Below are 26,209 nucleotides of genomic sequence, written 5' to 3'. Positions count from 1 at the left end.
AACTGCTGTTTTTGACTGTAAATAAGCGGCGAGATCTCACGATTATGTTTAACGCTGTTTTCAGCGGTATTGCACGTATGCTGAGTCGTAATTCAAACAGCTGCGCCTCATCAGCACGTTAAAAAACGAGTGAGTTAACACGACTAGTGCTAACTCACTGCATTTACATCAACGCGTGCTAACGCATAGCGATAATCAAGGTGCCCTAACTTAGAAACGATAGGATGCGGTAAGCGAAGCCACGTCGCTATCTACATCGCTATCAATATCTGTTTCATAGCTAGCTGACACTGAAAATTGCTCATTTACCCAGTAATCAAGCGCAACACCTGCGGTTTTTACATTATCGAAACCATCTGGTGCATTGGTATAGCTATAGCTTCCCTGAACGCTTAAACCTGGAGTGAAGAAGTATCTGGCGCTGCCCGATAAAACGTCAACATCGTCTGCTACGTACTGAGCGGTAAAGTCCCAGCCTGTTCCCCCATTCCCTACCGTGGTATAGCGTGTAAATACAAGTGGTGAAGTCTCATTTTCACTTTCGCTGTTACTTTCCGTACCATTATTAAAGTCGTAAGTGGCACGCTGATAGATGACACCTGCACCAATTTGCCATTGACGGGATAAGTTAAATCCTACCTTTAGGTCAATATTGGTATAATCTTCGTCACCGAATTCGTCGTCAAATTTACTGTGAGCGCCTTCTATGGCAAGCATCCACGTATCGTCTAGGTAAAAAGTACTGCCTAAATTAAATACGTCAATACCATCTAAATTGGCGTAACCACCAGATAAACTAGATACACGCTGAAGATAAGGGTTGATAAGGTAAGCGCCGCTGTTTCCGCTAACTTCTTCAAGGTAGCGCACATATCTTGCACCGTAGAGGTTGTCATCTAACCCTTCAAAATCGACAGCAGTTACCTGTACTTCGTTTTGTGTAGCTGCATGGGCTGCTGAGACTGTAAATACTGAAGCCGTGATAAGTGATAGTACAGTTAGCGTAGTTTTTAACTTATTAGTGTTAGTGTTCATGTCTTTTGTCCTTAAAAAATGTGTTGGGAACGAGATGTAAGATAAGACATTAAAACTTAACGGTTTCTGAACGAAACATGACGAAGTCTGAACAAGTACAAAAGACACAAAAAAACCCGCCGTTAAGCGGGTTTTTAATATTTAGAATTGAGAAGCAATTAAGCGTTTGGTGCCGCTTCAGCGTCAGCTTTTACTGCTGAAAGTTGCATGCTGCGAATTGGGTTCGCGGTGTCATTAGAAAGCTCAACAAGGCGGTTAAGCTGGCCAACAGACATCATAACTGCATAGATAGCGCCTAGGAAGCCTTGCTTATGTAGTTCAAGCACCTGCTCTTCAGGTAGCTCAAGAAGCTTCTTCTCGTTGATGCTCATCATGCCAGTAACGTTGCGCTGCTTACCGTCTTGGTAAGTAAGACGAATTTGAATTGGGTCAAGAAGGTCTAATTCCACAACTTTAGCAACAAAACGCTGAGTTAGCATCTCGCTGTTCGCAAGGTCTGCCAAAAACTTCTGACGGCTATCAAGGAATTCACTGGCTTCACCGGCTTCAGTAAACAAAGGCTGGCCTTCGTCAGAAATAAGATCAGAGTTTTCGTCAATGAAAACACCAAGCTTGTCGCCGTCTGGACGTACGTCGAACGGGTAGCGAAGAATATTCATTGGCACGTGAGGGCCTTTCCAGCTGTCGCCAGTTAGGAAAAGGTTTTGACCTTGTTCCATACCAAGCATAGTCACAACATGGTGACGCTGGGTGTTATTGTCTTCGATAAATACTAGCGGCATAGTGGCTGCTAGTTGAGCAAACTCACGGATTGATGCTGCTGCAAGGTGTGTACCTTTCGCAAAGCTGAAAGATGTATTTACCGCAACCTTTAGGTCTTTATGCTTTTCTTTATCTAGCGGTACAAAATTAATAGCCATATTTATTTCTCATACTTGTTAGCTGTGGCCCCGGCTTGATTATGTGAGAAGAGCGGGTGCCACTAAAAAATTACGTCGGCCGCGCTGATGCATAGTAGTCATCGATAATTGGCGGAGCGCTTGGGAGTATCCCGTATTCGCGCAATGAAGTCACGCAGTCTTCACCATAACAAGTTTTAAATTTTTATTGCAATGTAAACTTGAAGTAAACAAGCACAAGCGCTCTAAAAATGAGCAATTATGGGTAATTTAGAGATTAATGAGAACAATCAGTAGTAAATGCTCGGCTAATGAAAGCCTATTGTCGCGATATGCATTATCCTTTAGTCTCTACTAATCCAAGCGATGATAAACAAAATAAGGATTTTCTATGAAGGGGCGCTTCCCACTTTCATCTTGCGCATTAATTATCTCTGCGCTTTTTGCTTCACACTCTGTACTTGCTGAGACTTCTACTTATTCAGCATCTGAAAAAGCTATCAACATCGCGAAAGAAACCATTATAGTAGATGGTCACATTGACGTTCCTTATCGCGTAAAGGAAAAGTGGGTTGATGTCACTAAAGCCACGCAGGACGGCGACTTCGACTACCCTCGTGCAGTATCTGGTGGTTTGAACGCCCCTTTTATGAGTATTTACGTGCCTGCTAGTTTAGACAACTCTCCAGAATCTACGCAGCTTGCCCATGAGCTCATCGATTCAGTAGAAGCCATTGTTGCCCGCGCACCTGATAAATTTGCCATTGCTAAAAGCCCTTCTGACGTAAAAGCCCAGTTTGAAAAAGGGTTAATTTCACTGCCAATGGGCATGGAAAATGGTTCTCCTATTCAAGGTGATTTGGCGAATCTATCGGCTTTTTACGAGCGGGGCATTCGCTACATTACCCTCGCTCATAGTCAAGCCAACCACATTTCTGACTCTTCGTATGACCTGCGTAGAAAATGGAAAGGCCTTAGCCCGTTTGGCAAAACTTTAGTGGGCGAGATGAACAACATTGGCATCATGCTAGATATTTCCCATGTGTCTGACGACGCCTTTTATCAGGTTATTGAGTTAACAAAGGTGCCGGTCATAGCATCACATTCTTCACTGCGCCGCTTTACCCCCGGTTTTGAGCGCAACATGGACGACGAGATGATCAAAAAACTCGGCGAAAATGGCGGTGTGATTATGATTAACTTTGGTTCTAGTTTTGTATCTAAAGAAGCTGGCAAGTGGCGTAGTGGCCTTACTGCAGCGCGCAAAGCCTTGGTTGAAAAAGAAGGCGAAGACAGCCCTAAGCTAGAGAACTTTGAAGAGGATTATCGCAAAGAAGTGCCATACCCTTATTCAACCCTTGATGAAGTGCTTGACCATATCGATCACGTGGTAAAACTGATTGGCGTTGATCATGTAGGCATTGGTTCAGACTATGACGGTGTAGGTGACTCATTACCTATTGGCCTTAAAGACGTGGCGAGTTTTCCAAACCTAGTACAAGGATTGTTGGATAGAGGATATAGCCGTAGCGACATTGAAAAGATATTGAGCGGAAACCTTTTGCACGTATGGCAACAAGTTGAGGAATATGCGAAAGAGCATGCGGAAGGTTATGCGAAAGATCAGGCGGCAGCGCACTAATCGCGCAATGCTTTAAAAATAAAGCGTAGGGAAGCGTGTTATCGCTTCCCCTTGCTTTATCTACTCTACTACACTTTCAACTCTATTATTTTTTGCGTGACACAATTAAGTAAAACGCGCTTGGCAATACCAACAGCGTTAATACCAGTGCACTCGCCATACCACCTACCATAGGCGCCGCAATGCGCTGCATCACCTCACTACCAGTTCCAGTGGCATAAAGCACAGGCAACAAGCCAACAATAATAGAAAGCGATGTCATCATAACTGGGCGAAGTCTTGCCGAGGCGGCATGGACAATAGCCTTTTTCACAAGCTCATCTTTTTTATTGTTGCCATTTTCTGTTGCGTGGCTAGTGAGTGCTTCTGATACATATTGGTTTAGATAGACCAGCATGATAACGCCTATCTCTACCGCTACACCTGCTAAGGCAATAAACCCAACACCTACCGCCACCGACAGATTGAAGTTAAGAAGGTAAAGCAACCATACACTGCCCACCAGCGCCAACGGTAAGGTAGCAAGTATGAGTGCCACATCGCGAAGGCGTTTAAATGCCAGATAAAGCAAAAGGCAGATAATGGCTATCGTTAGCGGTATAACCAGCGACAGTTTTGCTTTCGCGCGCTCAAGATAAGCAAACTGCCCCGCCCACGTGATGGAGTATCCAGTGGGTAAATCAAGGTGCTCTGACAAATGGCGTTTCGCGCTATCTACATAGCCCCCTAAGTCAATACCTGTGGCCGAGTCTGACGAGATATCAATGTATACCCATCCATTTAATCGGGCATTTTCGCTTTTAATCCCCGCCGGCCCGTCGTCAATACGCACGGTCGCCACATCGCCAAGGGTAATGTGAACATCGCTTGGCGTGACGAAAGGCATGGATGCTAAAGATTCAGGCGTATCGCGGTAGTGCTGTAAAAAACGCATGGCAATAGGAAAACGCTCACGCCCTTCCACTGACTGCGTAACCACTTTGCCGCCCACTGCCGAGCCTACAATACTGTGAACATCGTCTATGGTCATGCCATAACGCGCCGCCAAGTGCCTGTCGATATCGATATAAACATAACGGCCACCTACCACCCGCTCAGCGTAAACTGATGCTGTGTTGGGCAGGTCTTTAAGCAGTGTCTCTATATCCTTTCCGATGGCTTCAATGCCCGCAAGGTCAGGCCCCGCAATCTTGATCCCAACAGGGGTTTTTATCCCGGTTGCCAACATGTCGATACGGGTTTTAATTGGCATTACCCACGCATTGGTCAGCCCAGGAAATTGCACCAGAGCGTTAAGCTCTTCTTTGAGCTTTTCAGTGGTCATGCCCGCCCTCCACTGGGCTTTCGGTTTAAGCTGAATGAAGGTTTCAATCATCGTCAATGGTGCAGGGTCTGTGGCCGTATCTGCGCGTCCAATTTTCCCGAATACCGTTTCAACCTCGGGTAAGGTTGCAATAAGCTTGTCCGTCTGCTGTAAAAGCTCTCTGGCTTTACCCACTGAAATACCCGGGTAGGTAGTAGGCATATACATCAAATCGCCTTCGTCCAGTTCGGGCATAAATTCGCTACCTAGTTGGCTTAACGGCCAGTACATGGAAAGCAATAAGCAAAATGCCCCCGCCAAGGTGAGCAGTGGGTAGTTAAGCAGCCGCGTTAGCAATGGCTGATACACACGTTCTAAAGCTCGATTTACCGGGTTCTGGGCTTCAGATCGTATTTTTCCGCGTACGAAATAACCCGCCAGCACAGGAACTAAAGTAATTGCCAGCGCCGCAGCTGCTGCCATAGCATAGGTTTTGGTAAAGGCAAGAGGCGCAAAAAGACGCCCTTCTTGTGCTTCTAATGCAAAAACAGGAATAAAGGATACGGTTATAATTAGGAGCGCAAAGAATAAAGCTGGGCCAACTTCTGTGGTCGACTTTATCACCAGTTCCCAACGTTTGGCTGCCGAAAGCTTTGCAGATGTTGGCGCAAAGGTTGGTATAGATGTTCGCGACTGGGCGCTCCCTGACCCAACCTGACTTGCTGAAGCCCTTTGACTTGCTGAGGCTCCCTGACTTGATGAAACAGCATGCTGATGAATGTGCTTGTGTAAATTTTCAACCACAACAATAGCGCCATCCACCATTGCACCAATAGCGATAGCAATGCCACCTAAAGACATGATGTTGGCATTAAGTCCCTGCAGCTTCATTACGATAAACGCGGCGAGAATACCAATAGGCAAACTGATTAGCGCAACCATAGATGAACGTATGTGAAACAAGAAGATAGCGCATACCAAACCAACAACCAGCAATTCCTCAACTAGCTTATCGGTGAGGGTATCGACGGACTTATCAATAAGGGTGGAGCGGTCGTAAACGGGGACGATATTCACACCTTTCGGCAAGCTCGCTTTTAATGAATCCAGCTTAGCTTTGACCGCATTGATAGTGGCTTTTGCGTTTTCGCCATAGCGCATCACTATAATGCCACCCACGGTTTCGCCATTCCCGTTTAGTTCAGCAATACCGCGGCGCATCAACGGGCTTTCTACCACTTGTGCTACATCGTTAATCGTTATGCTAACGCCGTCCTTGATAACACCTGTGGGCAACGCCAGTATGTCCTCAATGCCCTGAATGTAGCTTTGCGCGCTAACCATGTACTCTGCCTCGGCCATTTCAATAACCGAAGCGCCTGACGCACGGTTACCCCGTTTAAGGGCAATGTCTATCATGGATGGCTGAATGTTGTAGGCACGTAATTTTTCAGGGTCGACAATAACTTGGTATTGTTTAACCATCCCTCCAACAGACGCCACTTCAGATACGCCTTCAACTGACTGAAGCTCAAACTTCAAGAACCAGTCTTGCAACGCCCTTAACTCACCAGCATCTAGCGCATTTGGCTGACTAGCATCGTTCTCCAACGCATAAATGTAAACCCAACCTACCCCTGTCGCATCTGGACCTAGCTGGGGTGTCACGCCTTCTGGAAGTTGCGAAGACGCCTGGCTTAAGTATTCCAGAACGCGGCTTCGAGCCCAGTACATGTCTGTATCGTCATCAAAGATAATATATACGTAGGCATCGCCGAAGAATGAATACCCTCGCACCGTCTGTGCGCCAGGCACTGACATTAGCGCAGAGGTGAGTGGAAACGTCACCTGATCTTCCACCACTTGCGGCGACTGACCGGGATAGTTTACTTTCACTATAACTTGGACATCAGATAAATCAGGGATAGCATCGACGGGGGTGTTTTTCACCGCCCAGACACCAGCAATACTGAGCATAATAGCGCTCAGCAATACCAGTATTCTATTGTTTACCGACCAGCGAATTACCGATTCAATCATGGTGCATATGCTCCTTATGATTTATCGATTTTTGTTCTGCCGACTTGTGAGCATCGCTTTGGTTTTCATCGCCCTTCAGGTTGCCTGCATCATGTTTATGATTGCTGTGACCTGAGTCATGCACCATGCCCTTGTCCACCGCATTTTCACTACGCTTTCGCATATCAATAACCGTGAATTCTTCGCCAGTCACAAAGGTGAACATGATGTTGTCACCTTCACTAAACTGAGATAAGTCAATATGCTTTGATACCGCAAATGACATTGTCGCAGGTCCCCGCCCCCATTTTTCAATCGGCCCGCGAGCGATTACTAACTTTGCGTTATTCGCAGCGCCATTCGTTTCGGTGTCAGCTGGCAATTCAATTGCCTCAATAGTACCTGTTGTCGTGGCCTGGTGATCGGGCGCTTTCATTCGCTCAAAGTCACTGCTTTTCGACGACTCTGAATCAATCAAAAATTGTGCTGATACCACAACATCATCCTCTGGCAGCAAGCCTTCAACGACTTCAAAATGTGTACTATCGCTTTGCCCCAGTGTTACGCGTACCGACTTAAAGTTGCCATCGCCATCACTGAGTACCACTTTTGCGCCCTCAGCCGTGCGAATAACGGCACTGCGAGGAACCAGTAATGCCGCCTTGCGTTGAGTAGGCTTTATTCCAACGTGGGTAAACATATTGGGCTTTAACATGTGGTTGTTATTGTTCAGCGGTATGCGCACTTTCAAGGTTCGGGTTGTTTCTGACAAAGACGGATAAATATACTCTACGTGGCTTTCCCATTTAGCATGGTCCATTTCGTCGAGGGTAACCACAGCGCTATTATGAGGCGCTATGATTTGCGCGTATTTTTCAGGTACCTCAGCAATCACCCACACCGTATCTAGCTGTGCGATGCTCATCAAGGTTGTCCCGGGCTGAACGTAAAATCCTTCCCTGATATTCAGCGCTTCTACCACACCGCTTTGCGGCGCGTTAAATGTGACGGTTTGTGTTACTCGTCTAGTTTTTTGCAATGCTTCAATAACGCTCTTTGATAGCCCCAGAGTTCTTAGGCGCTCGGCTGCGCCATCAATTAAACGTGCGTCTCCTCGCTTAAGGGCTAAAACGTATTCTTCTTGTGCGCTAACTAATTCTGGCGAGTATAGGGTATAAAGTGCCTGTTCTTTTTCAACTTGCTCACCTTGGGATTTAATGAAAAGCCTGTCGACCCAACCTGATACTCTAGGGTGGATGTGCACAATACTATCTTCATCGTAGGCAACGTTACCCACCGCCGTTACGGTCTGTTGAAGTGCTCCAATGGTAACGGGCGCGACTTTAACACCTATATTGTGCTGTACATTTGGCGGAATCATTACGGTACCAGGCGTACGCTCATTACTTTTCGCAGATGTTACGTCGTCATTGGCGTATACCGGCACCAAGTCCATTCCCATCGGTGACTTTCCCGGTTTGTCACGGCGATAGCTGTCATCCATAGGCGCTACCCAATATAAAGGGGCTTTATTATCAGTTTCGTCGCTGTGGGCACTTTTATCGCTGTGGGCACTGACTCCGCTGTGGGCACTTTCACTATTTCCGTGTTTTGATGAATCAGACAACAATAGTGAGGCCAAGCCGAACGCTATCAGGCCGCCAAATAGCAGACCTACTAGCAAACCTTTTATTAGCGTGCTCTTTGTATCTGGCGCAGGGTGAGTTGAAGATGTCATATTAACTACTCTTTATTCGAAAAATGGGCGTGAGTGGGCAGGTACAAGTAAGCAAGTGACGCCAGTGTTCTGGCGCGCTCGATGTCGATTTTGAGTAAATCATCCTGCACTTGTACTTGCTTGAGGTTGGCATTGACAACATCACCGATATCACCTGTGTCTGTGGTGTAAGCTGTTAGCTCAGCTTCAGAAAGTTGCTGTGTTTCTCCAATTAACGCCGTTTCATAAAGCGCTTTGCGCTCACTTAGCGCTGACAAGCGTGATTTAAGCACCTCTGCATTCGCGGCAAGCTCGTTCACTTTCAAGCGGAAGTCCGTTTCAGACGCACTCATTTTGGAAGCCGCTGCGGCTATTGAAGCGTCTTGACGAGATTTATTGAAAAACGGAAGGTCTACTTGAACACCCAATGACACAAAATCAGCTCGGCTTGCGCCATTTTGCGCATCTTGTCTGTATCCATAACTTGCTTCAAATGCCCACTGAGACTTAGTTTGCTCTCGCGCTATGTTCACATTTTGCGCTTCTATCTGGGTCTGAATTTGAAGCAGCATAGCCTCAGGATGATGCTGTAGTATTGAAAAAGGCTCACTGTTCTCAATAACCGTTAAGAACGAAGAAAGGCTGAGGTTGCTGTCGTTTAAGATAGCATCGAGCTCGATACGCGTTGGATAAGAAGGCGTTGATTGAGCCAGCGGTGCGCTTACAGAGTCATCTAGCGGCGCACCAAACCATTTTGAAAGTGCCGATCTCGCTTCATTTTTTTGCTGGTAGGCCTGCACATATTTGTCGTCTAGTGACAACAATGCCAAGCGCACTTGCAGTATGTCTTGTTGCGCCGCTGCACCAACGCCTTGGCTGTATCTGGAGTCAGTAAAATCGAGTAGCTGTGTAAGCAATGATTTCTCTTTGTCCAATAATCCAATGCGACGTGTTGCATAGACCCAATCTAACCAGGTAAGGGTAACCTCACGTTTAAGCCACGCCTTTCTCGCTTGGCTCTCTACCGACATTTGATCAGCCATAACCTGATACTTTTGCTGGCTGTAGAGGTTTTCATCGCCTCGCGGTAACTGCTGCTTCAAACCAACTTTAAATTGCGTCATAGGCTCTTGGTCAAATGCGAAGCCGTCGGTAGGCAAGTTTTGTACAGAAGCTGAAACCTGAGGATTTGCCCAATATGATGACGCTTCAGCTTCTGCATTAAAGCGATCCTTTCGATGCGCATTCCCTTTAAGCAAAGGGTCGTATTGAATAGCTAACTGCAGCGCTTGTTCCAGGCTTAGGGTCTGCGCGACAACAGGCTTATTAGCCATCAAAAAAGAAGAAAGCACAAAAATTAAGGCGAACAAAGCGCTTACTTTACAAGGTCTGTTAGCGCTTTCGTTCACTTTTTTGGGTACCGAATAGTTGCTCATGTATAACATCACTTTTCAGGTGTAAGGCGTGTTGACGTTGCCCTGCTCTTCGCTAAATTCGACAAAGGGGATTAGCAAAAAGGCTTACCACGCGTTACATAGATAAAAGATTAGAGACATCTCAAAATGACTAGACGACGTCGTGACATAAAAACGTCTCTGCTGCGAAATAAATCCGCGAGATAGATCTATGCTGTGAAAAGTGTCTTAGGTGGGCGAAACTGCCCGAAGTGAGGAGATGAGCGCTGCCCCAGTATAGGTGCAGTGGCAGCCATTCTGGCTACCGATATTTCGGTTTCAACGGTGGGCTGAATAAGCGCACTCGCGCTAAGATTAAAACAGTGATCGGCTGGGCAATTACATTCATCTTTGCAGCAAGGCATGTCGCTCACCTGCGATGCTTTCACGCTTTTCACGCCTGCATCGCTAACTTGGACGCCGTCGAACCGAGCGGGTTTGCTCTTGCTGTTTTTAGCACTTAAATCCGCATGTTGTGATGACAATTCCTGGTGCTGACAATGTGTATTAGCAGACTCAGGCATTCGAACCTGATGGTTAGCATGAGCAGCATCCGACTGCGGTGTCATCACCGACATTGAATGGGCATGTTCGTATGAATGTTCGATAGATACAGCGCTACCTGACGACACGAGGGCCATCATTAAGAACAGTGTAAGGATAAACGAACTTGCATTCGCCGACCTATACCGTTTGCGCGTTAAACCAATCCGAAACTTTCTCAAATACTGTACTCAAAATATTGCTGTCTATTGTGCAACGAAATAATAGCGTGATGTAACCAAGCAGTAAAGCTAGCCGTTAATGTCGCTAAGCTAGGGCCTGTTGACCTTTGTTATACACCAGAGGTCAACAGGCCCCAGTAACTTATTCAAACTGAGACAGGTAATCTCGCAACATAAGGCCCATGGTTGAAAATAGCGGGTTTGCTTTAGGTACCGCACACTCTTCTTGCTGATTAACCATGCTTGCGTTGAAATTCATTTTATTGAGCAAGCTTGTATTCACAACTAAATCTGCATGGCACAACCCGTACGATTCATCGATAACGAAAAAGGTATTCGGACCTTTACTTGCGTCCATTAACTGCTCTATGCCGCGAATTGGCGTGGTTACATCAGCTTGAGAATGAGCGGCAAATAGCGGCACTTCAATTTGCTGTCCTTCCTCGACTTTGTCCCGAATGATGTTTATTAAATCCATCAATTCCAACCCTGCTAAACCTGCCACATTTGGATACTTATAAGGGTTGGGGCCATGAGTTTGATAGGTTCCATCAATAATTCTGGCTAAAAGTTTAATGCCCCAAATTCGAGACATACTTTCAGCATTATCAGACAGCGCCAGCGCGCCAGAAAATAGCATAAGACCATCAATATTATTTACTTCGTTTCCTGCACTATCCTGATAATGTTCAACCGCCAGCGCACCACCTGTAGAGAAGCCACCTACAAGCAAAGTATCACCCATGCTATCAGCCAATTTAATGACTTCATCAACATGCTCCTGCCAGCGCTCAGCTAAATCCCAGTCAGACATGTCATCATCGGCATCTCGTTTACCATGCCCAGGCAAAAGCGGCACGACCACAGTAAAACCCTGTTCAAATAAGATGTTGGCGATTTCACGCATGAAGAAAGGTGAGTCGCTTAAGCCGTGGATAAGCACTGCCACCTTGCTGCTTGATTTGTTGGTCAGCATGAAAGGCGAATTGCCTTCATTGCGCAATACGTTGCTGCATACCGAAAAACGATTGAGTGCCGTTTCTCTACACGGCTGGGTTTGGCCCCACTCTTTTTCGTAAAATGCTTTGAACTGATTTTGAAGGTCTGAAAAACTTCTGCTTTTCATTTCGCTCGTATCGGGTATAGATAAATTTGCGGCTATAGCCATATTTACACCTAAAAGCGCAACAATACCTATGAGCATTTTTACAAAAAACTTCGATGACACTATTATTCTCCGCTACGGATAATTAATAAAAAACGGGAGCAGTTTACCATGCTCCCGTTTCTTGTGACGATTAATACGTATATTACGTTAGCTAAAGTAAACCTCTAGATCGTCAGAACCACCGATATGTTTACCACCGATAAAGACCTGCGGCACAGTTTCACGACCGCTAATCGCCGTTAAGCTGGTTAGTGATGCATCTTTGCCCAACACGATTTCTTCGTACTCGTAGCCTTTTTCATCAAGCAGTTTTTTCGCTTTAGCACAGAAAGGACAACCCGGTTTTGTGATAATAGAAACAGGTGCGTTAGTTTGCTCCTCTGGCGCAATGTAAGCCAGCATGGTATCTGCATCCGACACCTCAAACGGGTCGCCAGCTACATCAGGTTCAATAAACATTTTGTCTACCACGCCATCTTTCACTAGCATCGAGTAACGCCAACTTCTTTTGCCGAAACCCAAATCCGCTTTATCGACTAGCATACCCATGCCATCGGTAAATTCTCCGTTACCGTCGGGAATAACGGTTATGTTAGCGGCTTCTTGATCTGCGGCCCATGCATTCATAACGAAAGTATCGTTTACCGATACACAAACAATCTCATCAATGCCGTGTTTCGCAAACTTTTTCGCTAAAGCGTTATAGCGAGGCAAGTGGGTAGAAGAACAGGTTGGTGTAAAAGCACCTGGAAGTGAGAAGACCACAACATTTTTGCCAGAAAATAATTCATCTGTCGTTTTCGTTACCCACGTCTCACCCTCTCTGCACGGAAATGAAACGCTAGGTACTTTTTGGCCTTCTTTGGAAGTGAAGCGACTTTCTGACATAACAACCTCTTATCGGTAATCTCAATTATAAAGTAAGAAGACTAGAATGAGTTTTTGCACAAATCAATAGGTATTGTCTTACATTCGTTAATATCGATTTTGATGCTGAACCTAGCTGATAGCCTGCCTATGCTTTGAGTGGAGGTTAGGTACGGTCGTGACACCATTCACGACTCACCGTAACGCTCAGTATTTTAACATAAGCGATATTCGAGGGTTATCACCATGATTATTTTGGTTGGTGGAGAAAAAGGCGGTAGCGGAAAGAGCTGCCTGGCGCAAAACATTGCAGTGTATCTTCGCACTGAAAAAGGTGCCAAGGTGTTAATGGTCGACTGTGACCCGCAGCGAACGACCTCAGACTGGATCCAAGAGCGTAAAGCTAACCCTCGTCTCGCTGAAATTAACTGTGTTCAGTTATACGGTAAAATACGTAACGAATTACTTAGCCTGCGTCAGTATTACGATTACGTTGTAATAGACTGTGGTGGACAAGATAACCTAGCGCTTCGCTCGTCAATGGCGGTTGCTGACCATATACTGATTCCACTTAGACCCAAACGTCGCGATCTCAAAACGGTACCTCACATGGAAGATATTTTATCTACCTGTAAAATGGTTAACCCGAAAATGAACGCCGCGTTCGTTATCACACAGTGCCCTTCTCTACCTAGCCTGGCAAACCGTATTCTAGAGGCAAAAGAAGTGTGTCGCTCATTTGGTATTCCCGTCCTTAACTCTGTTACTTTTAGTAGAAACATGTATGACGATTCAGAAGAGTCAGGGCAGTCAGTTATTGAGAGTGAACCAGAAGGTAAAGCGGCCACAGAAATAAGAACCTTGTTTGAAGAGCTACTAGCTGGCAAAGTGGAGGATGCTTATGAGTTTACTCAACCTCAAAAAGTCGAAGCCGTTAGCTAAGCCCAATCTACGAACTGTAGAAGATTTTATCGACGATGCGCTGCTTTATGCCCAAGGTAAAGTGGATAAAAAGCAACCATCGGCGGCAAAAAACGATTTAAAAGACGTTCGTACAGACCGCGTCGTGCCGATAAGAAAGCCTGCAAAATCAGAAGGTATGCGACATGCTACCTTTACGTTAACACCGCAATGTATTGAAAAACTTGCAAACATTGCCCAAAAGACAGGTAAAGCCAAGTCTGCACTGATTCGAGAGTGGATTGAAAATAACAGCATAAATTAGACTAAAGTATAAATCCAAATACGTATTTCATTCGTTTTATCCTTCACAATAATAATGTTGCCTTGGCGTTAGCCTACTGGGATACTCACCGACAGCATGTTCTGACAGCGTATAGGAGATACAATCGAATGGGCCGTGAAGGATTTAGCACAGTGCGCGTGCTGGTGTGTGCCCTGCTAATTGCTGTGCATGGCGCACAGGTTAAACCGGTAGAAGCGTTCGAGCTTTTCAATACCGAGATTGCTGATGTCGAGAACCTTTTAAATGCCAAGCAATATACTGACGCCGATAGCAAGGCACTGTTGCTTTTAGAGCAAGCGCTACAACAGCAACAAATGTCTGCTGATACATTTTCTGCTCTCGGACTCTTACTTCAAAACGCATCGCGTTTTGAGGTGTCAAAAGCCATTTTTAATGCCGCCTTAGAGCGCTACACCACAGATGGTGAATTAAACAAAATGGCGTCAACGCTATTACAACTAGCCACCTCAGAAAGACACCTCTCAAATTATGCCATTGCACTGACTTATGTGCGTCGCGCTATGTCTATTGCTCAAATTGAGCGTAATGAATTACTTAAGGCTAAATTGAACCTTGAGCTAGGCATAATTCAACAAGAACAAGGCGAAATTGAAACCGCTTTGGAGCCGTTAAAGCAAGCGCTACGTTATTTTCGTGAAAAAAACATGGCCAATGAAATGAGTGTTACGTTGCTGCGCATCGGTGAGATATACAGTTTGCTCAACCAAGCTACGTTGGCTCATACCTACTACCAAGACGCTTTCGACAGTATCGAGGAAACACAGGAGACCCGATTACTTGGTGTAATCAAAACTCGTATTGGTGCCCTGTCTCTCAAAACAGGCTCTGTAGACCAAGCGATAAGAGCAATTAACGAAGGTCTTGAACTCCTGCTATCCACCTCTGATGTAGGGGCCATAGCCGAAGCAAAAATGCTATTGGGAAGAGCATTGGTTGAAAACGGCGATACGGCTAAAGGGCGAGAGTTATTGCAAGAAGCCATGCAATTTGCCGATTCATCGGGTCAGGCAAAACTGGTCAAAGAAGGCAGACTCGCTTTAGCGCAAGCCTATATGAAAGAGCAGAGTTTCGAATTAGCCTTGGAAGAGGCCCGCACGGGTACCATTGACGCGAGAAAAAATAGAGACCTTAGAGGACAGCTTAGTTTTCTTTCGTTACAGCTAAGCGCCTTTGTATCACTAGGCGAATTCAAAAAAGCCTTAGATATTCAATCTGTTATGCAGCAGCTGCGTGAAGTACTACTTGATTCAGAAAACAAGTCTGCCATTGAAGGCCTGCAGGCTGAGATTGAGCTTGTGAGGCAATCTAGGACGTTGGAGAAACTGGAAGAATCCAAGCAGCTGGCGTTAGCGCAAGCTGAGCGAGAAAACCTGCAGACGACTCTTTTTTGGAGCATATCATTAGCAGCGTTACTCTTGACGTTTTTAGTGTGGAGCCGCTACAAACAACGTCAGCAAACGATTATTTTGCGCCGAGAAGTACGACAGCAAACACTCAATCTTCAAGAAAAAAATCAAGAACTGGAAAGAGCCTATAAAACGCTAGAAGAGGTAAGCCTGCGCGATCCGTTAACGGGTTTGTACAATAGGCACTACCTCGAATCGCAGCTTCCCGGTGAAATAAGGCGCAGCCAGTTCTCGGCAAAACAAAGCCCCAGTACAGGAAAGACGAAACAAGACTTACTTTGCTTACTTATTGATATCGACCACTTCAAGCGCATCAACGACGACTATGGGCATATTGCCGGCGATAAAGTGCTATCAGCGTTTGCCAATGTCCTCAAAGAGGTGTTCAGACAAACGGATTTAATTATTCGATGGGGAGGCGAGGAGTTTCTTGTGGTTTGTCGCCAATCCACTCGTGAAGAGCTCCCTGAGGTTGCCGAGCGCTGCCGAGAAATGGTCGCAAGCACCCCTTTTGATATCGGCTTAGAAAAACCAATCAATATTACTAGTAGCATTGGCTTTTCGCTGCTTCCTCCAGATAGAGAGGAAGACTTTGATACCGCGTGGAAACGTACATTCGCTGTTATCGATTACGCGCTGTATGCCACTAAGTTATCAGGGAGAAATGGATGGGTTGGCGTAATCGAAACGCTTAAAACTCCAAGGGAATACCCCACTCCACTAGATACGAAGTTTAATTTTCCTGGTTCGAGAATTGCCACATCGTTCAACAACGTGGCAAGTATCAAATGGCCGGAGACCCTCGAGAATTAGCAGTAGAGGAATAGAGATATGTACAGAGGAAGCTGCAGCTGCCAAGCAATTCAATATGAAATTGATCATATCGGAGAGCTTGACGCCGATGACGAAACGCTAAGCCATTCAGATACCAGTGAACTGCGCGTTACAATTGAAAAAGAGCAGCTGGTTATTGACTGTGCACCGTCAGCGCTAGCGGAACTACACGAGGCTAATGACGAAACCCACCACGTGTGTAACATTTGTGGGAGCGTTATCTTTGTTGAGCGTGGCTCTAACCAAGTGTCGGTTGAGGTGACCTTCAGCGGTCATGACGTCTTAGCAGAGTCTCACTGCCAGTTTGTATTTTAAGTGGGTACACAAGGATAAAGGCGAACTGCGAGTTCGCCCAGATATCAACAGGTGAGAAGTACATTTCTCTCCTGTTTGGTAGTCATGTCTACCCTAGTCGCTATTTTTGATGTCTTCCATATGGTATTTATCAATGAGCGAATACAACGTGGGACGAGTGACGCCAAGTAATTCTGCCGTTTTCGACATATTCTTATCTGCTTTTTGATAGGCCCTGCGAATAGCTCGACTTTCAGCAATTTCTCGCACTTCACGCAGATTCAATGTTTCAGGCTCATCATGGGCATCTACAGGCATCAAGCCTAAATCGTCAGGTTGAATTACCGTACCTTCAGCCATAATAACCGCCGACTTTAGCTTGTTTTGCATTTCTCGAATGTTGCCCGGCCACTTATGGGCTAGCATGGCGTTAACTGCAGTTTCTGAAAAGCTCTTCGCTTTAGCTTTGAATTCTTCGCGATAAATATTCAAGAACGTACGTGCAAGTAAAATAATGTCTTGGTCTCGTTCACGTAAAGGAGGGATCATGATCGGCATTTCCCCCACACGGTAATATAAATCTTCCCTGAATGTTTCTTGCGCCACCATAGCCTGTAAATCGCGGTGCGTTGCACAAATTACGCGTATATCAACGGGAATTTCATTGCGCCCACCAACGCGCTCGATCACGCGCTCCTGCAAAAACCGAAGCATCTTAGCTTGCAGGCCAATGGGCATATCACCAATCTCATCTAAAAACAGTGTTCCGCCTTGTGCTGTTTCTATCTTGCCGACGGTGGTTTTGTTCGCGCCAGTAAACGCCCCTTTTTCGTAACCGAACAACTCACTTTCTAGTAAGTTCTCTGGGATAGACGCACAGTTAATAGCAACAAAAGGTTTGTCTTTTCTAGGGCTGTGTTCGTGAATACTGCGCGCGAAAACTTCTTTACCTGTGCCACTTTCACCAAGTAACAGAGTGCTTATGTCGGTATTGGCAATTTTCTCAGCGCGACGTACCACTTTTTGAATAGCTTCGCTGTTACCCACTATTCTGGACATGCCAGAACGGGTGCGGGCAAGAATGCTATTCTCATGCTCTAACTTAGACAGGTTAAGCGCACGGTGCACCAATAATTTGATGGTATCTGAATCGATAGGCTTCTGATAAAAATCGTATGCCCCAAAATCGATTGCTTTTAATGCGTGTTGTTTATCGTTATTACCTGTAACAACGATAACTTTGGTTCTAGGCGCTAGCGCAATGATATCGTGAAGAATACGTAAACCTTCCGACGCATTCGCTGGATCTGGCGGAAGCCCTAAATCTAGGGTAACAACCTTAGGTTCAAAACGACGGAGCTGGGCTATGGCAGATGTGTGATCGTCCGCAAAAACAACGTTGTAATCGGTAAGACTCCATTTAAGTTGCTTTTGGATACCTAAATCATCATCTACTACCAAAATGGTATCGGTCATTTCATCATCCTATTATTCTACTTCATCCATCGAAAGGGAGTGGATTTGATGATATCCACTTTTTAGTTATACACCCTATCCTATCGGAAAATACAGCGTAAAACAGCTACCGCGTCCAGGTTCACTTTGAACAGTTAGTTTGCCACCGATAGACTCGATATATGTTTTTGCATCATATGCACCAATCCCCATACCAGCATTGCCTTTCGTGGTATCAAATGGCTTGAATAGTCGCTCTTCAATAAACGCTTTATCCATACCTGACCCTGTATCTTCTATCAAAACTAACTGCGTTTTGTTGTCAGAATTTCCAGTAATCACCACGTCGACTTCTCCGTCATCTGCGGTTGCCTGCTGAGCGTTGCTGATTAGGTGATAAAGCACGTTTGCCACCTTATCCTTATCAACCGTCACGGCCGTTTCTTTTAGCACATGAACTGTTGGTAGCGGACGTAAACCTGAACAGCGGTTGTTGACCACATCTTTGGCCAGCTCCGAAATCAAAAATTCTGAGTTTACACCTTCTTCAACGGCCTTCTTATCAGTCAGCTGCTTGAGCATTTTTTCCATTCTTGCCTTAGTATGCTCCAAGGTTTCGAAGGTGTCTTCGATAAATTCAGGGTTATGTTTATGCTGTTGAGCATTGGCAAGAATAAGGTCGACTTGAGCTAGTACATTTTTCAAGTCATGTAAAACGAACGCAGACATTCGATTGAATGCCGCAAATTGGGCGTTTTCTGCTACCACTTGAGCCGCCTCGTGGTGCTGCATGTACGTGCCTACTTGCTCAGATACGGCGGTTAGATAGTCTTTCACTTCCCAATTTAAAGTGATTTTTTCATTGTCTCCTGACGCGAGAACAGCAAATCCCCACAGTTTTCCCTCTTTTAAGAAAGGTACGAAGAGTTGGTAGCCCCATGCTTTTAGTGCATCTCTATCTAGCTTTAACCCCTCGTAATCGAATGGTTTGACGAGGTAGGCGTCCGTATCAATGATCCAGCCATTTTTGTCGCTGTAACTTGCAAGCGTTTCCAACGTTGTACAGGTAGCGTTGTTTTCTCTCGAATCAGTTGACGATTCATTGTTATCTGTTGACGCAGTGTTTGTAATAGGTGATGCCTTAGCCACGCATTCATAGCCATTCTGCGTTACTTTAAACAGCAGACCTGACTCATATTGAATGGCGTTAAGCATTCCTGTTAGGCCAGCGTGGTAAACATCTGATGAGGTATCCCCTGCACGTGTTAACCACTGCGTTAATTTCACCCATTCAACGCGGTAGTCGAACTGATTCGCAAAGAAATGTTTAGTGATAAATACTTTTATCTTAGTGCGAAAGCCGTTGGACAAGAATACCGTGGCGAGCAATGCGAATGACATCACAACCAATATGATTTGAACCGTCGCTCCCCAGTTGCCTCCCATATAATTTATGGCGTAGCCGACAACAGCCATCACAAAAAGATAACCGCCCGCCACTAAGAGTAGAGAGCTGTGCAATACCACGTCCCGCGAGATAAAGATATCAATGCCCCAGTGATGAATTCGTCGAATCGATATGACGAGTAAGGGCATTAACAAGAAGTAAATATAGCCTCGTGCCGCTATGTAGCCAATTTCAACCTGGTTTACCATGGTAGCGTTTGCATAAGTAACGAACTCAAACAGGTTGGTTGCTCCCAGATAAATAATGATTGGTTTAAACGCCCACTGCTCACGCCCCGCCTGTCGATATACAACTTCCAGAAGAACAAGCACTTCTAATGACAGCACGATCAGTACAAGAAAGCTCCACGCGGGATTTACTACCAATAGATAAGGGGCTAGCAATGCTGCTAGTGCGGGGGCAATAATAATTAACGTTACAGGTCGTTTTAGAACGTCGAAGATATTACTAAAGCTGGTCTGTATACAGCCAGCCAAAAAGAGTAACCATGCGAGCTGCTTAAGCACGTCAGCGCTGAGTAACCAGCTTAGCGAGATAGGTCCAAATAGCGAAGTGATTAAGGTTGTAGACCATAAAAAGGTGGCTGCGGTCGCCAATACCAATAAATGCTTGGCTACGCCGGGTTTGCGTACCGTTAACAACAGCAATAAAAGGGCTAAGTGCGCCAGACTATTTAACCCATAGCCTACATCTGAAATCATCCTTTTATCTCACCTTTATTATCATTATTTAGGAGATGAAATACAGGGAGGCGCATTGATGCAACGTCCCTGAAACCTTCGATATACAGCACATAACGTTTTCAGCTAGGTACGGTGCGCAGGCATCGCCCGCGCTATGATAAAAACTATCGTTTACGGATCACTAGTGAGCCAATTGAATACCCTGCACCGAAAGAGCAAAGTACTCCCACGTCACCGGCAACCAGGTCTTCATGGTTTAAACCAAACGCAATCACAGAACCCGCAGAAGCCGTGTTGGCATACTCGTCCAACACAATTGGCGCTTCGGTACGGTCAGCATCGCGACCTAACAGGCGTTTGCAAATCAAGGTGTTCATATTGATATTAGCTTGGTGAAGCCACCAACGCTTGACGCCTTCTGGCGTAATGTCGTGACTCGCTAAATGCGCTTCAATATGCGCTGCTGCCAATGGACACACTTCCTTGAAAACTTTGCGACCCGCTTGATGGAACAGCTTATCAGGTCCATACGGATCAACGTCTTCGGCACGTGTCATGTAGCCAAAATTAGAACGAATATTGTTTGAGAATTTCGTCAATGCCTTGGTGCTTAGCACGTCGTATACGTGCTCACTTTTGGCGGTTTCAGCAAGCTCAAGCACCGTCGCCGTAGCCACATCGCCAAAAATAAAGTGACTGTCGCGATCAGCGTAGTTAATTTGCGGTGAGACCAACTCAGGGTTAATAACCAACACGCGAGTCGCATTTTTCGCGCTCAGCATTTCATAGGCGCGATGCATACCGAACGTTGCTGCAGAACAAGCAACTAGCATATCGAAACCAAACCCTTCAATATTAAGAGCTTCTTGTACTTCAATTGCAATCGCAGGATAAGCACGCTGGGTGTATGCACACGACACAATCACAGCATCAATTTCATCGGCCGTAACATTGGCGGATGCCAGAGCTAACTTGGCCGCTTCGACGGCAATTTCGGCTTGGTGAGAAAGTTCGTCATCTGCTCGAGGGGCAATCTTAGGCTTCATTCGAGTGATGTCTAGCGCACCCTCTTTTTGATAGATGTAGCGACTTTTAATTCCTGATGCTTTTTCGATGAACTCTGCACTTGAATAAGGCATTGCTGCTACATCACCTGATTCGATTTGCGCTTTATTTTCTTCGTTAAACGCATCTACGTAAGCATTGTAGCTATCTACGAGCTCTTCGTTAGTTATACTGTCTTTAGGGTGCCATACACCCACACCACTAATCACAACTTGCTGAGACATAGGCATTCTCTATTATTTGATAGCACTATGGCGGTATTGAGCATTGCGTTACTCTGTGTCCTAAACGCATCTATACCAGTGCAATTGAGCCTAATCGTATTTACCTTAAAAAATACGACTGCGTTTTATGGGTTATAGCTTACCTTAATCCTTAAACGGTGTAACCATTGCGAACGCAAGGAAAGCTCTATTCCTCCGTTTAATACCAGCCCGCATAGATAATTACCCACTCAGCGAGACTTAAAATGTTCGTAATCGTGGCGTGTTTTCGCAGGTATAGTGGCTCTACATCAAGGTGACACAACAAAGAGTAAGAACACTTTAAACTCGGCCTTCGGGAAGGTCTGGCAAGCTACCAATAAAAAACCCCGCTTCAAAGCGGGGTTTCATGTAATCAATACGGGAGCTTACAGCTGGTTGATTTGCCACACTGTTACTGTGCCGCTAACTTCGTTGCCTACTACAAGAAGAGGCACACCACTTGGGCTGTCTTCAGCGCTAACAAAAACCAGGCTTTCTGGCGCTAGGTCACCAATGACATCATCGCTTGTCAAACCTTCGGTTAGGTCACGGTTAATTACATATTCTGCAAATTGAACGTCATAAGGGTTAGTAACGTCGTATACGAAAATACCGCCCATGCGCTCTGTGCCGATAAACGCGTAAGTGCGATCGCCAACTTGACCCACGGTTAACGCTTCTGGCTCTGGACCTTTATTCTCTGAGCGCGAGTCGCTTGCATTTTCATCGTCACCATTGTTGAACTGCGCCCCATGAACCGACGCTGAAATACGTTCAAAATCATCACCCGAGTCATAAACCACTAAACCGTTTTGATCCCAGATTGTGAATGAACGTGCACCGTAAGCGTACGCTGCATCGTACTCACCGTTTCCGTCAGCATCACCCATAGCTGAAGTTACACGTAAGTCGTCCGCTTCACCTGTCGCCTGTAGCATAGCTAATTCAGAGTTGGCGGCAGCGGTAAGATCTTCTACTTTAACTTCGTCTGTATAAGCTAGACAGCCATCATCTTCGTCAAAATCAACACCACCAGCAGCAGTACATGCCGCCTCATCAGCAGCGTCAAAGAAGTACTCACGGGCATCGCCTTCGTTAGCGGTAAGAATGAAAGTCGCATCCTTCCACGTAAAATTAGCAATGGTATCAGGCTGGTATACACCATAAATACCTGTGTACTGACCAAAACTCACCGCATCATTTTCTTGGATATCAATATTAAGTCCAGCCCAAGACTTAGTTCCTAGGCCGACGACATCTACCGTTAACTCTTCCAAGTCAATAATCGCAAGGCCATTGTTTTCCTGAAGACTAACGTATGCAACGTCGTTAGTAGCGGTGATGTATTCTGGTTCCAGATCTTTCGCTACCGTTGAGGTAATAGCTGTGCCGTTAATCGTGCGTCCTGCTGGGTTAGGAAACATCATTCCCTGCGCCATCAAGTCTGCTTCAGTACCGTTTAGAGCAGTAAAGCCAACGGTCGTCCCCGTTTCTTCTGGCTCACCACTTGCAAGAATATTTATGACGCTAACAGAACCTTCAGGGTCAATGGTGTAGTCATCAGAAGGCTCACCCTCGTTCGCTACCAACACTTTGCCACCATCCGGCGTAAAAGTGACCATATCCGGTAGTGCACCAACCTCGACGGAATCCAAAAAGGCTGGAGCAGAACTGTCTAGCCCGTTGTAGAACAACACATAACCGTTATCAGTTTTAACGTCTGCAGGTACAGCAACAGCCATAAGGTCACCGCTAACCGCAATGCTTGTTAAGCTACCTAAAGTCACACCATTTATATCGGCAGGCAGTGCGATAGTGGTAAGCGTTAGCGTAGTGGTGTTTATCGGATCAGCCATTGTAGCCGTGTTTACGCTAGAGGCATCAATAACTGCTATTGTATTCGTCTCGCCGTTTGTCGCGTAAATCGTATTGGTCTCAGCGTGGTACTGAACAATTTCTGCGGCCGTTTGATTGCCTAAGAAAGCACGACCAACGATATCCATTGCAATGCCGATTGACGCATCGGTACCATCACTTCCGTCTGTCCCTGGGTCACCTTGTTCACCCTGAGGTCCTTGAGCTCCTGTTTCGCCCTGCGCACCGTCGTCACCATCAAGGCCACATCCCGTGAGCGCCGCTGATACTAAAAATGCAAGTAACCCGTATTTAAACTTATTACGCACTGCCATTTGATTTCCTTTTTATTTGTATTTTTGTCGTACGTTATGAGGCTCGAGAAACCCAAGGATTTTTCCACCTTGTTCTCGCAAAGCGAAGGAAGAAAACAGGGATCCCTAACCTTAGTACACCAGAAATTTTATGTAACTTCTATGTATAAATTAGAATCAGTTTATGACACAAATATTAAATAGGCAAAAGCGCGTAACTTTTCTATAACAATGATGGCACACACGCCGCTTTAAATATGGACAGCACGGAGCAGTAGGCTCAAAGTAATCACACTTCGTTCATGCAATTGTAAGCATATATTTCAAATATCCTAATGCGTGTAAGGAAAAACGGTTTAGCTTAACAGCGGAACACGCTTCGCTTTTTCAAAGGTATAGTTTTATTTATAAGCACTATCTGATACTAATATTGCCAAATAGACGTATAAACTGAATGGGATAGTGCTTTAGCGCGCAAAAGTGAGCGAAGCGAGAACATTCAGTGATAAAAAAGGATTAACCATGAAATTGAAATTCACAGCTTCGGCAGTTATTGCCGCAGCGCTTACTTTAACAGCCTGTGCAACATCTCCTACGGGTAGAAATCAAGTGTTGCTCTATTCTGAAACTCAGCTCGCGCAAATGGGTGATCAGGCATTCACGGGCATGAAAGAAGAATTAAAAATTTCGAATAAAGCGGTTCAAAATTCTTACGTAGAATGCGTTGCAAATGCCATCACTGCTCAAGTACCAGCCACGGTATTCAATGGTCAATGGGAAGTCGTTGTATTCGACGATGAACAAGTTAACGCATTTGCACTACCCGGTGGAAAAATTGGTGTCTATACAGGCTTGCTTAACGTTGCAGAAAACCAGCATCAACTTGCTGCTGTCATTGGCCATGAAGTAGGTCATGTTATTGCAGAGCATGGCAATGAGAGAATGTCGCAGTCAACATTGATAAACATGGGCAGTCAGGCGGTAGGCCAAGTTTTATCCGCGAATGAAGTGCCCCAGTCGGGTCCCATCATGGCTGCGATCGGATTAGGTGTTCAAGTCGGTGTCCAACTTCCTTTTAGCCGAACTCATGAATCTGAAGCCGATGTCATTGGTCTTCAGCTAATGGCGAAGTCTGGGTTTGACCCAAGACAATCTGTAAACTTGTGGCAAAACATGGACGCAGCAAGCGGCGGCAACCGCCCAATGGAACTTTTGTCGACTCACCCAGCACCTCAAACCAGAATTGATAATTTACAAGCGAACATGCCTAACGCCTATGCAGACTATCAAGCTACTGCTTACCGCCCGAACTGTCGCTAAAAGTAAGTAATACCATTTCGCATAGGTCATTACCCGCTCATCGAGAGTTAAAATGTTCGTAATCGCGGCGTGTTACGTCGCACTTAATCTTAGGTAAAAAAAACGCTGCGAAATGCAGCGTTTTTTGTCTGAAACCAACGAAATTATTCGCTGTCTGCTTTGTGAAGATGTACATCCATTTGTGGGAATGGAATTGAAATACCCTCTTCATCAAAACGCAGTTTAACGTTTTCAGTGAAGTCGAATTTAACACCCCAGAAATCGGCAGAATTCACCCATGGACGAACAATAAAGTTTACGCTGCTGTCGGCCAGTTCAGATACTGCAATTTTAGGCGCTGGCTCTGCAAGAATACGCTCATCAGCCGCCACCATTTCTTCAAGAATTCTTTTCGCTTTAAGAAGGTCAGCGTCGTAACCAATACCAACAACCATGTCTACACGACGCGTGTCTCTTGCTGAATAGTTAGTGATGTTGCCACCGTAGATGTTGCCATTAGGAACAATAATTTCTTTATTGTCTGGTGTGTTCATTGTTGTGGTGAAAATACCAATCTTAACAATAGAACCAGCAGTACCTGCAGCTTCGACAAAATCACCCGCTTTAAATGGTTTGAAAACCAGAAGCATTACGCCAGCTGCAAAGTTCTTAAGCGAGTCTTGCAATGACAAACCAATAGCTAAACCAGCAGCACCTAATATAGCAACTAATGACGTTGTATCTACGCCTAGCTGATCAAGCGAAGCGACAATAACAAACAGCATTAGAATGGCGCTAAGGATAGCTTCCAAGAAGTCCACTAGCATGTTGTCGTATTTAGACTTGGCCATTAGGCGTCTAAATACAGATAAAATGAATCCAACTACGATCCTACCTATTACATAAATCGCGATTGCCATCAGAATGTTAATCCCCCACGGGATGGCGTAATCGTTTATGTACCTTTCAACATCGCTTGCAGAAAAAAGCGAAAGTTTTTCTTCCATAATATGGTCCTTGTCATGGTTAGTTGATAATTGCTCAAATACGGTAGCAGCTATTTGATTTAAGACCAATATAATATGGGCTCAAACACAGTAAATTTGCTCTAAAGTCTAAGCTACATGGGTATTTAAAAGCGTTAGCATTATACAAAAGTAGAGGAAATTCACTTGTTTTACTTTAGGATCCACTGT

At 45.4% G+C, this 26,209-nt stretch carries 19 protein-coding genes; 6 read left to right on the top strand and 13 right to left on the bottom strand.

Features of this window, described 5'->3' with window-relative positions; translation table 11 throughout:
* Nucleotides 1–210: 210 nt before the first annotated feature.
* Both BZA03_RS05920 and BZA03_RS05915 read right to left on the bottom strand, forming a co-directional pair.
* Nucleotides 211–1,035 (bottom strand): putative porin, encoded by an 825-nt coding sequence (locus BZA03_RS05920; protein ID WP_110288235.1) that lies wholly within the window; start codon nt 1,033–1,035, stop codon nt 211–213.
* 158 nt (nt 1,036–1,193) lie between these two features.
* Nucleotides 1,194–1,955 (bottom strand): SapC family protein, encoded by a 762-nt coding sequence (locus BZA03_RS05915; RefSeq protein ID WP_075176893.1) that lies wholly within the window; start codon nt 1,953–1,955, stop codon nt 1,194–1,196.
* 370 nt (nt 1,956–2,325) lie between these two features.
* Here BZA03_RS05915 and BZA03_RS05910 point away from each other — a divergent pair, with 370 nt between their 5' ends.
* Nucleotides 2,326–3,576: a dipeptidase gene (locus tag BZA03_RS05910; protein ID WP_181417279.1), complete on the top strand. Its 1,251-nt coding sequence runs from the start codon at nt 2,326–2,328 to the stop codon at nt 3,574–3,576.
* An 85-nt stretch (nt 3,577–3,661) separates the two neighbouring features.
* Here BZA03_RS05910 and BZA03_RS05905 read toward each other — a convergent pair whose 3' ends face one another.
* From BZA03_RS05905 to BZA03_RS05880, 6 genes are all read right to left on the bottom strand, one after another.
* A complete protein-coding gene (locus BZA03_RS05905; protein WP_110288234.1) occupies nt 3,662–6,919 on the bottom strand; it encodes an efflux RND transporter permease subunit in 3,258 nt (1,085 codons plus the stop codon).
* A complete protein-coding gene (locus BZA03_RS05900) occupies nt 6,912–8,636 on the bottom strand; it encodes an efflux RND transporter periplasmic adaptor subunit (protein ID WP_110288233.1) in 1,725 nt (574 codons plus the stop codon). The genes BZA03_RS05905 and BZA03_RS05900 overlap by 8 nt, the downstream gene beginning before the upstream one ends.
* Nucleotides 8,637–8,641: 5 nt before the next feature.
* Nucleotides 8,642–10,051 carry a TolC family protein gene (locus BZA03_RS05895; protein WP_110288232.1) on the bottom strand — a complete coding sequence of 470 codons (1,410 nt, stop codon included), beginning with the start codon at nt 10,049–10,051 and terminating at the stop codon, nt 8,642–8,644.
* Between the two features lie 188 nt (nt 10,052–10,239).
* A complete protein-coding gene (locus BZA03_RS05890) occupies nt 10,240–10,710 on the bottom strand; it encodes a hypothetical protein (RefSeq protein WP_258364601.1) in 471 nt (156 codons plus the stop codon).
* A 226-nt stretch (nt 10,711–10,936) separates the two neighbouring features.
* Nucleotides 10,937–12,025: a carboxylesterase gene (locus BZA03_RS05885; RefSeq protein ID WP_181417281.1), complete on the bottom strand. Its 1,089-nt coding sequence runs from the start codon at nt 12,023–12,025 to the stop codon at nt 10,937–10,939.
* Nucleotides 12,026–12,109: 84 nt separating this feature from the next.
* On the bottom strand, nt 12,110–12,850 hold the full coding sequence (locus tag BZA03_RS05880; RefSeq protein WP_014950446.1) for a glutathione peroxidase: 741 nt from the start codon (nt 12,848–12,850) through the stop codon (nt 12,110–12,112).
* A 225-nt stretch (nt 12,851–13,075) separates the two neighbouring features.
* Between BZA03_RS05880 and BZA03_RS05875 the strand changes: the two genes are divergently transcribed.
* The 4 genes from BZA03_RS05875 to BZA03_RS05860 all read left to right on the top strand — a co-directional run bounded on the left by BZA03_RS05875 (nt 13,076) and on the right by BZA03_RS05860 (nt 16,651).
* Nucleotides 13,076–13,771, top strand: coding sequence for an AAA family ATPase (locus BZA03_RS05875; RefSeq protein ID WP_014950447.1), 696 nt, complete (start codon nt 13,076–13,078; stop codon nt 13,769–13,771).
* Entirely contained in the window at nt 13,731–14,054 is a 324-nt protein-coding gene (locus tag BZA03_RS05870) for a hypothetical protein (protein ID WP_014950448.1), read from the top strand. Before BZA03_RS05875 ends, BZA03_RS05870 begins: the two co-directional genes overlap by 41 nt.
* A gap of 128 nt (nt 14,055–14,182) precedes the next feature.
* Nucleotides 14,183–16,315 carry a GGDEF domain-containing protein gene (locus tag BZA03_RS05865; protein WP_110288230.1) on the top strand — a complete coding sequence of 711 codons (2,133 nt, stop codon included), beginning with the start codon at nt 14,183–14,185 and terminating at the stop codon, nt 16,313–16,315.
* 18 nt (nt 16,316–16,333) lie between these two features.
* On the top strand, nt 16,334–16,651 hold the full coding sequence (locus tag BZA03_RS05860) for a hypothetical protein (protein WP_039227925.1): 318 nt from the start codon (nt 16,334–16,336) through the stop codon (nt 16,649–16,651).
* 93 nt (nt 16,652–16,744) lie between these two features.
* Here BZA03_RS05860 and prsR read toward each other — a convergent pair whose 3' ends face one another.
* The 4 genes from prsR to BZA03_RS05840 form a co-directional block, all read right to left on the bottom strand.
* The gene (gene prsR / locus BZA03_RS05855; protein WP_014950451.1) at nt 16,745–18,106 is read right to left on the bottom strand and encodes a PEP-CTERM-box response regulator transcription factor; all 1,362 of its coding nucleotides are present in this window, start codon (nt 18,104–18,106) and stop codon (nt 16,745–16,747) included.
* A gap of 75 nt (nt 18,107–18,181) precedes the next feature.
* Entirely contained in the window at nt 18,182–20,254 is a 2,073-nt protein-coding gene (gene prsK / locus BZA03_RS05850) for an XrtA/PEP-CTERM system histidine kinase PrsK (protein ID WP_110288229.1), read from the bottom strand.
* A 146-nt stretch (nt 20,255–20,400) separates the two neighbouring features.
* Nucleotides 20,401–21,525 (bottom strand): beta-ketoacyl-ACP synthase III, encoded by a 1,125-nt coding sequence (locus BZA03_RS05845; protein WP_014977238.1) that lies wholly within the window; start codon nt 21,523–21,525, stop codon nt 20,401–20,403.
* 407 nt (nt 21,526–21,932) lie between these two features.
* Nucleotides 21,933–23,735 (bottom strand): choice-of-anchor I family protein, encoded by a 1,803-nt coding sequence (locus BZA03_RS05840; protein WP_110288228.1) that lies wholly within the window; start codon nt 23,733–23,735, stop codon nt 21,933–21,935.
* Nucleotides 23,736–24,236: 501 nt separating this feature from the next.
* Between BZA03_RS05840 and BZA03_RS05835 the strand changes: the two genes are divergently transcribed.
* A complete protein-coding gene (locus BZA03_RS05835; protein WP_110288227.1) occupies nt 24,237–25,034 on the top strand; it encodes a M48 family metallopeptidase in 798 nt (265 codons plus the stop codon).
* 143 nt (nt 25,035–25,177) lie between these two features.
* Here BZA03_RS05835 and BZA03_RS05830 read toward each other — a convergent pair whose 3' ends face one another.
* Nucleotides 25,178–26,020 (bottom strand): mechanosensitive ion channel family protein, encoded by an 843-nt coding sequence (locus BZA03_RS05830; protein WP_014950457.1) that lies wholly within the window; start codon nt 26,018–26,020, stop codon nt 25,178–25,180.
* Nucleotides 26,021–26,209 lie beyond the last annotated feature (189 nt).

This window comes from Alteromonas sp. I10, assembly GCF_003201515.1.
In the GTDB taxonomy this organism is placed as follows: domain Bacteria; phylum Pseudomonadota; class Gammaproteobacteria; order Enterobacterales; family Alteromonadaceae; genus Alteromonas; species Alteromonas macleodii.
This window is presented reverse-complemented; position numbering and strand designations above follow the sequence as displayed.

What these genes read in the sequence shown, in the direction of transcription:
- BZA03_RS05920 (WP_110288235.1), bottom strand. Translation starts at nt 1,035, where the DNA reads ATGAACACTAACACTAATAAGTTAAAAACTACGCTAACTGTACTATCA.
- BZA03_RS05915 (WP_075176893.1), bottom strand. Translation starts at nt 1,955, where the DNA reads ATGGCTATTAATTTTGTACCGCTAGATAAAGAAAAGCATAAAGACCTA.
- BZA03_RS05910 (WP_181417279.1), top strand. Translation starts at nt 2,326, where the DNA reads ATGAAGGGGCGCTTCCCACTTTCATCTTGCGCATTAATTATCTCTGCG.
- BZA03_RS05905 (WP_110288234.1), bottom strand. Translation starts at nt 6,919, where the DNA reads ATGATTGAATCGGTAATTCGCTGGTCGGTAAACAATAGAATACTGGTA.
- BZA03_RS05900 (WP_110288233.1), bottom strand. Translation starts at nt 8,636, where the DNA reads ATGACATCTTCAACTCACCCTGCGCCAGATACAAAGAGCACGCTAATA.
- BZA03_RS05895 (WP_110288232.1), bottom strand. Translation starts at nt 10,051, where the DNA reads ATGAGCAACTATTCGGTACCCAAAAAAGTGAACGAAAGCGCTAACAGA.
- BZA03_RS05890 (WP_258364601.1), bottom strand. Translation starts at nt 10,710, where the DNA reads ATGGCCCTCGTGTCGTCAGGTAGCGCTGTATCTATCGAACATTCATAC.
- BZA03_RS05880 (WP_014950446.1), bottom strand. Translation starts at nt 12,850, where the DNA reads ATGTCAGAAAGTCGCTTCACTTCCAAAGAAGGCCAAAAAGTACCTAGC.
- BZA03_RS05875 (WP_014950447.1), top strand. Translation starts at nt 13,076, where the DNA reads ATGATTATTTTGGTTGGTGGAGAAAAAGGCGGTAGCGGAAAGAGCTGC.
- BZA03_RS05870 (WP_014950448.1), top strand. Translation starts at nt 13,731, where the DNA reads ATGAGTTTACTCAACCTCAAAAAGTCGAAGCCGTTAGCTAAGCCCAAT.
- BZA03_RS05865 (WP_110288230.1), top strand. Translation starts at nt 14,183, where the DNA reads ATGGGCCGTGAAGGATTTAGCACAGTGCGCGTGCTGGTGTGTGCCCTG.
- BZA03_RS05860 (WP_039227925.1), top strand. Translation starts at nt 16,334, where the DNA reads ATGTACAGAGGAAGCTGCAGCTGCCAAGCAATTCAATATGAAATTGAT.
- prsR (WP_014950451.1), bottom strand. Translation starts at nt 18,106, where the DNA reads ATGACCGATACCATTTTGGTAGTAGATGATGATTTAGGTATCCAAAAG.
- prsK (WP_110288229.1), bottom strand. Translation starts at nt 20,254, where the DNA reads ATGATTTCAGATGTAGGCTATGGGTTAAATAGTCTGGCGCACTTAGCC.
- BZA03_RS05845 (WP_014977238.1), bottom strand. Translation starts at nt 21,525, where the DNA reads ATGTCTCAGCAAGTTGTGATTAGTGGTGTGGGTGTATGGCACCCTAAA.
- BZA03_RS05840 (WP_110288228.1), bottom strand. Translation starts at nt 23,735, where the DNA reads ATGGCAGTGCGTAATAAGTTTAAATACGGGTTACTTGCATTTTTAGTA.
- BZA03_RS05835 (WP_110288227.1), top strand. Translation starts at nt 24,237, where the DNA reads ATGAAATTGAAATTCACAGCTTCGGCAGTTATTGCCGCAGCGCTTACT.
- BZA03_RS05830 (WP_014950457.1), bottom strand. Translation starts at nt 26,020, where the DNA reads ATGGAAGAAAAACTTTCGCTTTTTTCTGCAAGCGATGTTGAAAGGTAC.